At 74.6% G+C, this 12118-nt stretch carries 10 protein-coding genes and 1 riboswitch; of the genes, 4 read left to right on the top strand and 6 right to left on the bottom strand.

Translation table 11 applies throughout. From position 1 onward, the window contains the following. Positions 1 to 55: 55 nt before the first annotated feature. The 4 genes from ACQEVS_RS07370 to ACQEVS_RS07355 form a co-directional block, all read right to left on the bottom strand. Entirely contained in the window at positions 56 to 1891 is a 1836-nt protein-coding gene (locus ACQEVS_RS07370) for a cobyric acid synthase (protein WP_433016864.1), read from the bottom strand. Continuing rightward, entirely contained in the window at positions 1884 to 2891 is a 1008-nt protein-coding gene (locus tag ACQEVS_RS07365; protein ID WP_433016861.1) for a cobalamin biosynthesis protein, read from the bottom strand. Before ACQEVS_RS07365 ends, ACQEVS_RS07370 begins: the two co-directional genes overlap by 8 nt. A gap of 130 nt (positions 2892 to 3021) precedes the next feature. Then, positions 3022 to 3114: riboswitch (cobalamin riboswitch) on the bottom strand. 238 nt (positions 3115 to 3352) lie between these two features. Beyond that, positions 3353 to 3565, bottom strand: coding sequence for a hypothetical protein (locus ACQEVS_RS07360; protein ID WP_433016858.1), 213 nt, complete (start codon positions 3563 to 3565; stop codon positions 3353 to 3355). Positions 3566 to 3575: 10 nt separating this feature from the next. Continuing rightward, positions 3576 to 4817, bottom strand: a complete 1242-nt coding sequence (locus ACQEVS_RS07355; protein ID WP_433016855.1) for an anion permease — start codon at positions 4815 to 4817, stop codon at positions 3576 to 3578. A gap of 112 nt (positions 4818 to 4929) precedes the next feature. On the opposite strand from ACQEVS_RS07355, the gene ACQEVS_RS07350 reads away from it, so the two are divergent. The 3 genes from ACQEVS_RS07350 to ACQEVS_RS07340 all read left to right on the top strand — a co-directional run bounded on the left by ACQEVS_RS07350 (position 4930) and on the right by ACQEVS_RS07340 (position 8387). Further along, the gene (locus ACQEVS_RS07350; protein ID WP_433016852.1) at positions 4930 to 5610 is read left to right on the top strand and encodes a class II aldolase/adducin family protein; all 681 of its coding nucleotides are present in this window, start codon (positions 4930 to 4932) and stop codon (positions 5608 to 5610) included. Positions 5611 to 5680: 70 nt separating this feature from the next. Further along, complete coding sequence (locus ACQEVS_RS07345; protein WP_433016849.1) at positions 5681 to 6835, top strand: alpha/beta hydrolase; 1155 nt, start codon at positions 5681 to 5683, stop codon at positions 6833 to 6835. A gap of 88 nt (positions 6836 to 6923) precedes the next feature. After that, on the top strand, positions 6924 to 8387 hold the full coding sequence (locus ACQEVS_RS07340) for a hypothetical protein (RefSeq protein ID WP_433016846.1): 1464 nt from the start codon (positions 6924 to 6926) through the stop codon (positions 8385 to 8387). A gap of 244 nt (positions 8388 to 8631) precedes the next feature. Here ACQEVS_RS07340 and ACQEVS_RS07335 read toward each other — a convergent pair whose 3' ends face one another. Continuing rightward, positions 8632 to 9057: a VOC family protein gene (locus ACQEVS_RS07335; protein ID WP_433016843.1), complete on the bottom strand. Its 426-nt coding sequence runs from the start codon at positions 9055 to 9057 to the stop codon at positions 8632 to 8634. A 32-nt stretch (positions 9058 to 9089) separates the two neighbouring features. Continuing rightward, positions 9090 to 9980: a KPN_02809 family neutral zinc metallopeptidase gene (ypfJ, locus tag ACQEVS_RS07330; protein ID WP_433016840.1), complete on the bottom strand. Its 891-nt coding sequence runs from the start codon at positions 9978 to 9980 to the stop codon at positions 9090 to 9092. A 448-nt stretch (positions 9981 to 10428) separates the two neighbouring features. Between ypfJ and ACQEVS_RS07325 the strand changes: the two genes are divergently transcribed. Continuing rightward, positions 10429 to 12027 carry an ABC-F family ATP-binding cassette domain-containing protein gene (locus tag ACQEVS_RS07325; RefSeq protein ID WP_433016837.1) on the top strand — a complete coding sequence of 533 codons (1599 nt, stop codon included), beginning with the start codon at positions 10429 to 10431 and terminating at the stop codon, positions 12025 to 12027. The last annotated feature ends 91 nt before the right edge of the window (positions 12028 to 12118 follow it).

Genomic DNA, 12118 nt, shown 5'->3' with positions numbered 1-12118 from the left:
ACGGGGCGGGGGGAGGGGTTGCCCCGGCCCCTCCCCCAGAGGGGGGACCCCCATTTCACCGTTTCTTCGGGGCTGCGCCCCCGGGCCCCGGGGCGGGGAGCCGGGCTGCGCTCCCGGCTTCCGCGTCGGAGGGACGGATGGGGCCTCCGGCTTCCGTGTCCGGGTGGCGGGCGGTGCCCTTCGCCTCCGCGCCGGGGTGGCGGGGCGCGATCCCGGCCCCTGCGTCGGGGGTACGGGCGGAGTCCTTGGCCCCCGCGTCGGCGTTACGGGCGGAGTCCTCGGTCCCCGCGTCGGAGTTACGGCCGGAGCCCCCGGCCTCCGCCCCGGGCTCGCGGGCGGAGCCCTCCGCCCACACCGCGCGGGTGGGTTCCGCCCCCGGCGCCCCCGGAGGGATGAACGGCAGTCCCGCCGGGACCCCGTCCTCGATCAGGCGCAGCAGCGCCTCCGTGTCGGCGTGTTCCTCGATGAGGTCGCCCAGGCGGTCGAGTTGTTCCTCGCGGAGGGCGGCGAACGACGTGTCGGGCGCGGGGACGAAGCGGCGGCCCGCCTGCCCGGCCACCAGGCGGAGGAACGCGCGGCGGAAGCCGTCGCTCTCCAGGGAGCCGTGCCAGTGGGTGCCCCAGACCGCGCCTACGCGGCAGCCGTCGAGGAACTCCTCGTCGCCGCCGGTCACTTCGGCGACGCCGTGGTGGATCTCGTACCCCTCGACGTGCTCGCCGAGCGCCTTGCCCACCGGGCGGGCCAGCGTCTTCTCCGCCGCGAAGCGGACGCGGACCGGGAGCAGACCCAGCCCGGTGACGACGCCGGCGCGGGATTCGACGTCGTCCTCGATCCGCTCCCCGAGCAGCTGGAAGCCGCCGCAGACGCCGAGCACCGGGCGGCCCTCGGCGGCGCGCCGGGCGAGCGCGTCGGCGAGGCCGCGTTCGCGGAGCCAGGCGAGTGCGCGGACGGTGCCGCGGGTGCCGGGGACGACGACGAGGTCCGCGTCGGCGAGTTCCTCCGGGCGGTCCACGAACCGGACGACGACGCCCGGTTCGGCGGCCAGCGCGTCCACGTCCGTGAAGTTGGACATCAGCGGGATCGCGCAGACGGCGACCCGCAGGACGTCCTCGCCGTACGGCGGCGCGACGACCGACTCGCGGACCGCGCCGCGCAGCGACACCCGCAGGCCGTCCTCCTCGTCGATGCCGAGGCCGTGCGCGAACGGCAGCACGCCGAACGTCCGGCGGCCGGTGAGGCCGCGCAGCATCTCCAGGCCCGGCTCCAGGAGCGAGACGTCGCCGCGGAACTTGTTGACGACGTAGCCGGCGATCAGCTCCTGGTCCTCGGGGGAGAGGAGCGCGGTCGTGCCGAAGAACGACGCGAAGACGCCGCCGCGGTCGATGTCGCCGACCACGACGACCGGCAGCCGGGCGGCCCGGGCGATGCCCATGTTGACGATGTCCGTGCGGCGCAGGTTGATCTCGGCGGGGCTGCCGGCGCCCTCGCAGATCACCGCGTCGTGGGTGCGGCGCAGCTCGGCCAGGCAGTCGGTGACCGTGCCGAACAACTGCTCCTGGCGGCCCGAGTGGTAGCCGCGGGCGCTCAGTTCGCCGACCGGCCTGCCCATCAGCACGACCTGGCTGCTGCGGTCGCCGCCGGGCTTGAGGAGCACCGGGTTCATCAGCGCGGTCGGCTCGACGCGGGCCGCCGCGGCCTGCATCGCCTGGGCGCGGCCGATCTCGGCGCCCTCGCGGGTGACGAACGAGTTCAGCGACATGTTCTGCGCCTTGAAGGGCGCCACCTTGACGCCCTTGCGGACCAGCCAGCGGCAGATGCCCGCCGTGACCACGCTCTTGCCCGCGTCGGAGGTCGTCCCCGCGACCAGCAGGCCCCCGCCCGACTCAGCCACTCTTCCTCCTCGTCATGGATCCCGCTCCGAATCTGCCCACGCGGCGCGCCCGGGAGACCGCCCAGCGGCCGGCGACCGCGACGCCGAGCGCCAGCAGCGACACCCGTCGCGACAGCCGCACGGCCCGTTCGATGTCGGCCGCCGCCACCGGGCGGAGCTCCGCGCCCAGGACGGGACGGTGCTCGACGCGGCCCGCGTAGGCGAGGGTGCCGCCGAGGCGGACGCCGAGGGCGCCGGCGAACGCGGCCTCCACCGGGCCGGCGTTGGGGCTCGGATGCCGGGCGGCGTCCCGGCGGGCCACGCGCAGGGCGCGCCGCGGGTCCGGGCCGGCGACGATCGCCAGGGCGGCGGTGAGCCGGGCGCCGGGCCAGCCGACGACGTCGTCCAGCCGCGCGGAGGCCCAGCCGAAGCGGCGGTGGCGCGGCGACTTGTGGCCCACCATGGCGTCCAGCGTGTTGACGGCCCGGAAGCCGACCAGGCCCGGCACCCCGGCGAACGCGCCCCAGACGAGGGCGCCGACGACCGCGTCCGAGGTGTTCTCGGCGACGGACTCGACGACGGCGCGGGCGATCTGCTGCGCGTCGAGGGCCTGCGGATCGCGCCCGCACAGGTGCGGCAGGCGCTCCCGGGCCACCTCCAGGTCGCCGGCGGCCAGCGCGCCGCCGATGGCCCGCGCCTCGCGGCCGAGCGAAGTGCCGCCGAGGACGGCCCAGGTGGCGGCGGCGGTCAGCATGACGTCTGCCGTGCCCGCCTTGCCGGAGCGGCGCGCGGCGCGGGTCAGCAGGGCGGCGGCGGTGACGGCGCCGCCCGCGCAGACGGCGGTGTGCAGGGCGCCGCGGCCGCGGTGATCGGCCCACAGACGGCGTTCGACGGCGTGCGCGGCCCGGCCGAAGGCGGCCACGGGGTGGCCCCGGCGGGGGTCGGCGAACACGAGGTCGGCGAGGAAGCCGAGCGCGGCGCCGTACGCGAAACCGACGGGACGTGACGTACCCGTACGCATCGGCTCAGACCGCCGTCGCGCCTCGGGAGGGCCGGATCGGGAGGGCGTCGGGTGTTCGGCGGCGGCCGCGCATGTCTTCGGGTGTCCTCACTCAGGGTCCGCGCCCTGGTTCGACGTGACCGGCGACCCAGAGTCTCCTGGCTTCCGGACGGACGCTTTTCCGCTGCGCGGGCGTCGTTCGGTGACAGTGGCGGGACCGCGCCGGATTCTCACCGGCTTCCTCTGTGTGTCGCCGTTTGGCCTCGGCAGTCCACCACGGCCCGCGAGCGGGCGTCAACTCGCGGTGGGTGGCCCCTGACCCGCCCTTTCTCCCCCAGCTACCGCTGGGAGGTGCCCCCAGTTTCTTGCGGGGGCTGCGCCCCCGCGCCCCCGAAGCGCCCTGCGGGCGCTGTCCTCAAACGCCGGACGGGCTGACAAGTCAGCCCGTCCGGCGTTTGAGGACAAGGGGGTCTGGGGCACCCTCACGCGACGATCAGATAGATCCCGTACCCGACAGCCGCCGCACACAGCGCGAACGCCGCGTAAGCGCCCGTCCGCGCCCCCGCGGAAGCGGACCCGCCGCCCCGCGACGGCGACGTCCCCATGATCCCGAGGGTGAAGGCTCCCACCAGCCCCACGGTCATCACGAGACTGACGCCGAAGACCTGGCCCAGAGCTGCCCAGTCGATGTGCATGGCGGATTCCTCAGCTGGTCGCGGCCACGGCGGGCGCCGGGGCGGGCTCGGGGGTGACGATCGGGACGGCGGCCACCGGACTCGCCGGCGGCGGGGCGACGGCCTGGAGGGCGGCGGTGACGACGCCGACCGGCTCGACGGCCGGAGAAGGCGAGGTGGCCGCGTCGTCCGGCGTCACGGGCTTGCGCCGCGACACCACCCAGATCGCCCCGCTGACCGCCAGGCCGAGCACGGCCACCGCGGCCACGCCCCAGTTCCCCTGGTCGGCGAGGAGCGCCGCACCCGCCGCGACCAGACCGGCCGCCGGCAGCGTGAGGCACCAGGCGACGACCATGCGGCCGGCGGTCGACCAGCGGACGACGCCGCCCTTGCGGCCGAGGCCCGCGCCCATGATCGAGCCGGAGCAGACCTGCGTGGTGGAGAGCGCGAAGCCGATGTGCGAGGAGGCGAGGATGACGGTCGCGGCACCGGTCTGGGCGGCGAAGCCCTGCGCCGGGCGGATGTCGGTGAGGCCCTTGCCGAGCGTCTGGATGATGCGCCAGCCGCCGAGGTAGGTGCCGAGCGCGATGGCCAGGCCCGCGGAGACGACGACCCACAGCGGCGGGTCGGAGTGCGGGGCGACGACGCCGCCGGTGACCAGCGCGAGCGTGATCACGCCCATGGTCTTCTGCGCGTCGTTGGTGCCGTGCGCCAGCGAGACGAGGGCGGCGGAGGCGATCTGGCCGGCGCGGTAGCCCTTGGCGGTGTCGGCCTCGTCGCGGTCGCGCGCCAGGCGGTAGGTGAGCTTGGTCGCGGCCCAGGCGGAGACGCCGGCCACGATCGGGGCGGCCACCGCCGGGATGAGGACCTTCATGACGACCTTGTCGCCGTTGACCGCGTCGAAGCCGACGGAGGCGACGGTCGCGCCGATCAGGCCGCCGAAGAGGGCGTGCGAGGAGCTGGAGGGCAGACCGGCCAGCCAGGTCAGCAGGTTCCAGACGATGGCGCCGACCAGACCGGCGAAGATCACCTCTGGCCGGATTCCGGCGGTCTCGTCGATGATGCCCCCGGAGATCGTCTTGGCGACCTCCACGGAGAGGAACGCGCCGACGAGGTTGAGCACCGCCGACATCGCCACCGCTGCCTTGGGCTTGAGTGCCCCGGTGGAAATGGTGGTGGCCATCGCGTTGGCCGTGTCGTGGAAGCCGTTCGTAAAGTCGAACACCAAGGCCGTGACGATCACGATCCCGATGAGAAGCGTGATGTGTTCCATTCACCCAGGCAATCAGTCCGGTGGTCAGTACGCCGCGACCGTAGGGACTGTGGGTGAACGGAAGGTGAACTGGGGCGGGATCCATGGTGACGCGAACCGGAGGGGGTCATCGATGAGGGACCGGACGGATGACGGGACGATCTCCCGGATCAGGGCGGAAGTGCTGGCCACGGCCCGGAGGACGGTCGCGGACGGCCTGGTGGTGGGCACCTCGGGGAACGTGTCCGCCCGGGTCGGCGACGTGGTCCTCGTCACGCCCAGCGGGGTGCCGTACGACCGGCTCCGGCCGGAGGACGTCGTCGCCGTCGGCCTCGACGGCCGCCTTCCCGCGCCCGGCGGCCTCGCGCCCACCAGCGAACTCCCCCTCCACCTCGCCGTCTACCGGGCCACCGACGCGACGGCCATCGTCCACACGCACGCCGTCCACGCCACCGCCGTCTCCACCCTGGTGACGGAGCTGCCGCCGGTCCACTACATGACCGCGGCCCTCGGCGGACCCGTACGGGTCGCCCCTTACGCCCTCTACGGCAGCGACGAGCTCGCCCGCCACACCCTCACCGCCCTGAACGGCCGCACCGGCTGCCTGCTGCGCAACCACGGCACCCTCACCTACGGGACGACCCTGGACCAGGCGTACGACCGCACCGCCCAGCTGGAGTGGATGTGCCGCGTCTGGCTGACGGCCTCGGGGGTGCCGGGGCGGACCCCGTCGCTCCTCGACGCCGGGCAGCTCGCCGAGGCGGAGGAGAAGCTGCGCGGGTACGGGCAGGGGAGGGAGCAGGGACGGGAGTGACGGGTGCGTTCACCCGCCCGCCCGTCCACGCCGACTGGCCTCGTCGCACCCCCGTGCGGACACTGGAGGGATGCATCTGGTCCGGACGACGGCGATGACAGCGGCGACCATGATCGGTGCCGGGGCGGCGGCCCTGGTCGCGGGGCGGTACGCGGGTGACGGCCTGCTGAGAGGCGGCCCGGACCGGCCCCTGCCGGGCGAGCCCCGGCTCACCGTGCGGGACGCCGACGACACCACCGTCACCCTGGACCGCACCCCCGCCTCCTGCCGCCCCGGCACCTACGGGCTCACCGGCCGGGGCGTGCGCGCCGTCGTCGGGCCGCCCGTCGCCGACGTCTCGCACCCCCACGACCGCGTCGTCCGCCGGCTCGAACGGATCACCCAAGGGGACCTCCGGCCCGGCCTCGGGGTCCGGCTCACCCCGCAGATCCACCACGGCGACCCGCGCGAGGCACCCGTCCCCGAGGAACACGAGGACTTCGAGGACTTCGAGGACCTCGAAGACGTGGAGCTCGCCGGCGAGACCGGCCCGCTGCCCGCCTGGTTCCTGCCCGGCGCCCGCGACACCCACGTCGTCACCGCGCACGGACTCGGCGCCACCCGCGAACACCCCGCGGCCCTGCTGCCGTTCTGGCGCAGGTCGCGGATCCCCGCGCTCGTCCCCGCCCACCGCGGCGACCCCGGCGCCCCCCGGCCCGCCGACGGACTCGACCGGCTCGGCGCGGCCGAGTGGCGCGACGTCGTCACCGCCGTCGAGGAGGCCGTCCGGCGCGGGGCCCGGCACGTGGTGCTGCACGGCTGGTCCACCGGCGCCACCGCGGCCCTCCTGGCCGCCGCCGACCCGAAGGTCCGGCCGCACATCGGCGGGCTCGTCCTGGACTCGCCGGTGCTCGACTGGGACGCCGCGCTGCACGCCCTCGCCGCGCGCCGGCTCCCCGCCGCCCTGCGCCCGCTCGCGGTGCACGCCGCCCGCGTGCGGGCCGGACTCGACCAGGGCAGGCTCCGGGCCGCCGCCGACCCCGCCCGGCTGACCGTGCCCGTCCTGATCCAGCACAGTCCGGACGACGCCTTCGCGCCCTGGACCCGCTCCCGGGACCTGGCCGGGCACCGTCCGGATCTGGTCACTTTGCGCACCGTCCGCGACGCGGGCCACGCGGCCCTGTGGAACGCGGACCGGAAGGGCTACGAGGAGTCCCTGAGGCGGTTCCTGACGCCCCTTGTGTAGGCGGTCACCGGTCGCCACCAGGGGGCATTGGTGACTGCATGGTTGATTCCGATTGGGTTTTCGGAGCGTGAACGGCAAGACTGCACCTGTGACGTCCCGTACTCCGCGCGACTCCCGGCTCAGACTCGTACCCCGGCAGCCGATCGCCGCCGCCCGCAAGGCGGTGGCCGACCGAGGCTCCCGTCCGGCACCCCGGCCGCCCGCCGGCATCCCGGGCCGTCCGGAACTCGCCCGGCAGGCGAGAGCCGGACTGACCGGCGCCGTCCGCCTGGCCCGCTGGGCGGCGGCCGAGTACGCCCGTGGGGCCGGACCCGGCCCCGACGAGAGCGCCACGGGCGCCGACGCGACCGCGGAGGCCGGCGCGCTGGGGGCGGCCGCCGCCGAGCGGGCCGCCGCCGACCTGGACCTGACACCCCGCCAGGTGCAGGCCGACTGGGACCGGGCCCGGCTCGCCGGACTGCTCGAACTGCACGGCGGCAGCGCCCGCGCCGGCTGGCGGCTGACCGCCTGGGACCGCGACGACAGCGCCGTGCTGCGCGGCTGGGTCGCCCTGTTCGACGCCTGGTCGCTCGCCCACCCCGAACCGGCCGGCACCGACCCGACCGTGGCCGCCGAGGTCGTCGAGGCGGCCCCGCAACTGCTGTCCGTCATGCACCTGTCGGCCGGGCCCGTGTCCGTCGCCATGCTGCTGGACCTGCTCCGGCAGCGCGTCGCCGAGATCCGCGCCGAGCGCTGCGAGATCCCCTACGACGGCCCCGAACCCGTCCCGGCCCGGGCATCCGTCCCCGCCCCCCGCGCCGGGGGTTGCGAGGACACCGGACCGCTGCCCGACCTGCTCGCCTGGGCCCTCGACGGGCTGGCCTCGGTCGGCGCGCTCGTGGTGCGCGGCGGCACGGGACCGGAGGCCGAGGCCGTGCTCACCCCGCTCGGCAACTGGGCGGTGTGGGTCAAGCTCGAACAGATCTGCGTCGCCGCGCAGAGCCCCGCCGGCAACATCGAACTGTCCGCCGAGGCCATGCTCCGCGGCTGCGCCGACCTCAGCCCCGGCCCGGCCCGCGCCGAGTACCGCGCCTGGCTCGCCGCCCGGCCGGTGCGCAGCGCCGTCGCCGAACTCCTGGAGGCGGCCCGGGGCGACGACGCCCTGGTCCGCGGCCTCGCCTTCGAGGCGCTACGGGCCGTCGGCGCCCCCGCGGAGCCCGCCGTCCGGGCCGTCGTCGACGAGACCATGCTGCGCCCCTACGCCCTGCTGTGGCTCGCCGAGCAGGAGGGACACGACCCCGAGGAGGCCGCCGAGGTCCTCACCCGCGAGGAGGCCACCTGGCTGTGGGTGGACACGGCGGCGGCCGTCGCCGACCACGGCGAGAGCCGGCTGCTGGTGCGGCACCTGGAGTCCGCGGTGCAGGGGACTGTGCCGGCGTTGTTGGCGGAGGTACGGGCGGTGGGGCATCCGCGCACCGTCCAGGTGCTGGTGGCTCTGGCCGCCGCGCACCCGGATCCGGCGCTGGCGAAGGCGGTTCGCCGGGCGGCGTTCCAGGTGCACCGCGGGGGGTGAGCGGCGCCTGCGGCGGGCTGGTGCCCCGGTCCCTCCCCTTCGCCGATTCCTGGGGCTGCGCCCCAGACCCCGCTTTTCGCGGCTTCGCCGCTCGTCCTCAAACTCCCCCAGAGGGGGCACCCCCAACGGGCTGAAATCAGCCTGTCCGGCGTTTGAGGACAGGGGGTGCGGGGGCCTGCCCCCGCAAGAAACGGTGAATGGGGGTGCCCCCTCTGGGGGAGGGACTGGGGCACCCCCACCGGCCTCAGCCGGCGACCTCCGGGCCCGACGGCGCATACGTCCCGAACGTCCAGAGGTTGCCTTCCAAATCCCGCGCCAGATACTCGCGCGAGCCATACGCCTGATCCGCCGGCGGCACCAAAACCTCGGCCCCCTGCCGCCGAGCCCGCTCGCAATGAACATCCACGTCATCCACGACGACATAGATCCCGGCCGGCCCCGCGCCGGCCATCGCCTCGGCGAAGGGCCCGCCCCGCCCGGCGGAGCCGATCATCACCATGCCGTTGCCGTGGACGAGTTCCGCGTGCAGCACGGTCCCGTCCTCGCTCTCGTAGAGCGCGGACCGGACGAAGCCGAAGGCGGTGGTCAGTTGCGCGATGGCCGCCTTGGCGTCGCGGTAGAGGAGGGCGGGGGTGACGGTGGGACGGATGGTGTGGCTGAGGTCGGACATGGCGCTGACTCCTCGCTCTCGCGGATCACCGGTCACCGGAACGTGTCGCAGGCGGCCACGTTCCCCGTCCGGTACCCGGTGGTGAACCACTGCTGCCGCTGCTCCGCCGAGCCGTGCGTCCAGCTCTCCGGGGTGACCCGGCCCTGGAACTTCTCCTGGATGCGGTCGTCGCCGACCGCCGCCGCGGCCGACAGCCCGTCCTCGATGTCCTTCTGGGTCAGCTGCTTGAGCAGCGGCTTCCCGGTCGACCGCTCGGGTGTGGTCGCCGCGTGGTGGGCCCAGACGCCGGCGTAGCAGTCGGCCTGGAGCTCGACCTTGACCGCGTTGCTGCCGGCGCCGGTCCGGCGGTCCTGGGAGCGGGCGAGCGTGCCGGTGAGGTTCTGGATGTGGTGCCCGTACTCGTGGGCGACGACGTACGCCTCGGCGAACGGCCCGCCGCGGGCCCCGAACTTGCTCGTGAGCTCCTTGAAGAAGTCCAGGTCCAGGTAGACCATGTGGTCGCCGGGGCAGTAGAACGGGCCGACGGCCGAGGTCGCGGCGCCGCAGGCGGTGTTCGTCCGGCCGGTGAACAGTTTGGTCTGCGCCTGGCTGTAGGCGGTGGAGCGGCGGGTGAACTCCTGGCTCCAGAACGACTGGGCGCTGTTGACGACGCCGACGATCCGGCAGTCCTCGCGGGTGTTGGCGTCCCGGCCCTTGTGGCAGTCCCGCGTCACCTGCGCGTCCGTGCTCGCGGACGGTGTGGTGCCCGGCTCGCCGGAGGACAGGCCCAGCTCCTGCGGGCCGATGCCGAAGAACAGGCCGGCGAGCAGGGCGAGCAGCCCCACCACCCCGCCGCCGACGGTCAGCCCGCCGCCGGGGATCCGGCTGCCCCGCTCGTCCTGCACCTGCGAGGTGTCGAGATCCGCGTCGTCGTCGAACTGCATGCACGACCGCCTCTCCACCCGGGGACATCACCCCGAGTATCCGTTAATCACCCGCTATGCGCCCTTCTGGGGCCCGTGGGGCCCGCCGTCCCCGCAGGAGGGGCTGCCCGGAGTGTGACGGACGAAACGGCGGGGAACGAGCGCGGCGCCGCGGAAACGGGCAGGCGCCCGCTACCGGCGCGCACACCGCACCACCGGCGCGGTCCGGTGCTCCACGCGCCCCGGACCACCCGCTTCCGGCCCCGGCCGCTCCCGTCCCGCCCCCGCCGCGCACCGCCCGCCCGGGAAACCCGCTTGCCCGCCCCCGTTAGAATCTTCCCCATGGCTTCTCTCCTCGTGCATTAGACGGCGCAGCCGCCCGCGCGGCAGTGTTCGCCCCCTCCCCGGCCCCCGCGGCACCGGGAGGTGTCCCCCTCGACCGCCGTCCCACCCGCCCAGGAGTAGTCCCGTGATCACCGCCTCCGGCATCGAGCTGCGCGCCGGCGCACGCGTCCTCATCGAGTCCGCCAGCTTCCGCATCGCCAAGGGCGACCGCATCGGTCTGGTGGGCCGCAACGGCGCGGGCAAGACCACCCTCACCAAGTGCCTGGCCGGCGAGGGCATCCCCGCCGCCGGCACCATCAGCCGCTCCGGCGAGGTCGGCTACCTCCCGCAGGACCCGCGCACCGGCGACCTCGACGACCTGGCGCGCGACCGCATCCTCTCCGCCCGCGGCCTGGACTCGGTCCTCCGCAAGATGCGCGAGAACGAGGACCGCATGGCCAACGGCAAGGGCGCGACCCGCGAGAAGGCCATGAAGAAGTACGAGCGGCTGGAGACGGAGTTCCTGACCAAGGGCGGGTACGCCGCCGAGGCCGAGGCCGCGACCATCGCCGCCAGCCTCGGCCTGCCGGACCGCATCCTCGGCCAGCAGCTGCACACCCTCTCCGGCGGTCAGCGCCGCCGCGTCGAGCTCGCCCGTATCCTCTTCTCGGACGCCGACACCCTGCTCCTCGACGAGCCGACCAACCACCTCGACGCCGACTCCATCGCCTGGCTGCGCGACTACCTCAAGACCTACCGCGGCGGCTTCGTGGTGATCTCCCACGACGTCGACCTCGTCGAGACGGTCGTCAACAAGGTCTTCTACCTGGACGCCAACCGCTCCCAGATCGACGTCTACAACATGGGCTGGAAGCTCTACCAGCAGCAGCGCGAGGCCGACGAGAAGCGCCGCAAGCGGGAGCGGCAGAACGCCGAGAAGAAGGCCGCGGCCCTCAACTCCCAGGCCGACAAGATGCGCGCCAAGGCCACCAAGACCGTCGCCGCGCAGAACATGGCCCGCCGTGCCGAGAAGCTGCTCGCCGGCCTGGAGGCCGAGCGCGTCTCCGACAAGGTCGCCAAGCTGCGCTTCCCCGACCCGTCGCCGTGCGGCAAGACCCCGCTGATGGCGGAGGGCCTGTCCAAGTCGTACGGCTCGCTGGAGATCTTCACCGACGTCGACCTGGCCATCGACCGCGGCTCCCGCGTCGTCATCCTCGGCCTCAACGGCGCCGGCAAGACCACGCTGCTGCGCCTGCTGGCGGGCACCGAGAAGCCCGACACCGGCCAGGTCACCCCGGGCCACGGCCTCAAGCTCGGCTACTACGCCCAGGAGCACGAGACGCTGGACCCGGACCGCACGGTCCTGGAGAACATGCGCTCCTCGGCGCCCGACCTCGACCTGGTCGAGGTCCGCAAGGTGCTCGGCTCCTTCCTGTTCTCCGGCGACGACGTCGACAAGCCCGCCGGCGTCCTCTCCGGCGGCGAGAAGACCCGGCTGGCCCTGGCCACCCTCGTCGTCTCCTCCGCCAACGTCCTCCTCCTGGACGAGCCCACCAACAACCTCGACCCCGCCAGCCGCGAGGAGATCCTGGGCGCGCTGCGCACCTACAAGGGCGCGGTGGTCCTGGTGACGCACGACGAGGGCGCCGTCGAGGCGCTCGAACCGGAGCGCATCATCCTGCTGCCGGACGGCGTCGAGGACCTGTGGGGCCCGGACTACGCGGATCTGGTGGCCCTCGCCTGATCCGGTGCGCGGATCAGGTCACCCCCTGATCCCGGTCCGCGACACGGCCCGTCCGCGCGGCCCGCTCGCCCGGGCGGCCGCGCGGAGCCGC

The sequence above is a fragment of the Streptomyces sp. CA-181903 genome (assembly GCF_050937075.1).
Taxonomy (GTDB): Bacteria; Actinomycetota; Actinomycetes; order Streptomycetales; family Streptomycetaceae; genus Streptomyces.
Note: the sequence above shows the minus strand (reverse complement) of the source record. Positions and strands in the feature narration are given on the sequence as shown.

Excerpts from the sequence above, each read along its gene's own strand:
- ACQEVS_RS07365 (WP_433016861.1), bottom strand. The coding sequence starts at position 2,891 with ATGCGTACGGGTACGTCACGTCCCGTCGGTTTCGCGTACGGCGCCGCG.
- ACQEVS_RS07360 (WP_433016858.1), bottom strand. The coding sequence starts at position 3,565 with ATGCACATCGACTGGGCAGCTCTGGGCCAGGTCTTCGGCGTCAGTCTC.
- ACQEVS_RS07355 (WP_433016855.1), bottom strand. The coding sequence starts at position 4,817 with ATGGAACACATCACGCTTCTCATCGGGATCGTGATCGTCACGGCCTTG.
- ACQEVS_RS07350 (WP_433016852.1), top strand. The coding sequence starts at position 4,930 with ATGAGGGACCGGACGGATGACGGGACGATCTCCCGGATCAGGGCGGAA.
- ACQEVS_RS07345 (WP_433016849.1), top strand. The coding sequence starts at position 5,681 with ATGCATCTGGTCCGGACGACGGCGATGACAGCGGCGACCATGATCGGT.
- ACQEVS_RS07335 (WP_433016843.1), bottom strand. The coding sequence starts at position 9,057 with ATGTCCGACCTCAGCCACACCATCCGTCCCACCGTCACCCCCGCCCTC.
- ypfJ (WP_433016840.1), bottom strand. The coding sequence starts at position 9,980 with ATGCAGTTCGACGACGACGCGGATCTCGACACCTCGCAGGTGCAGGAC.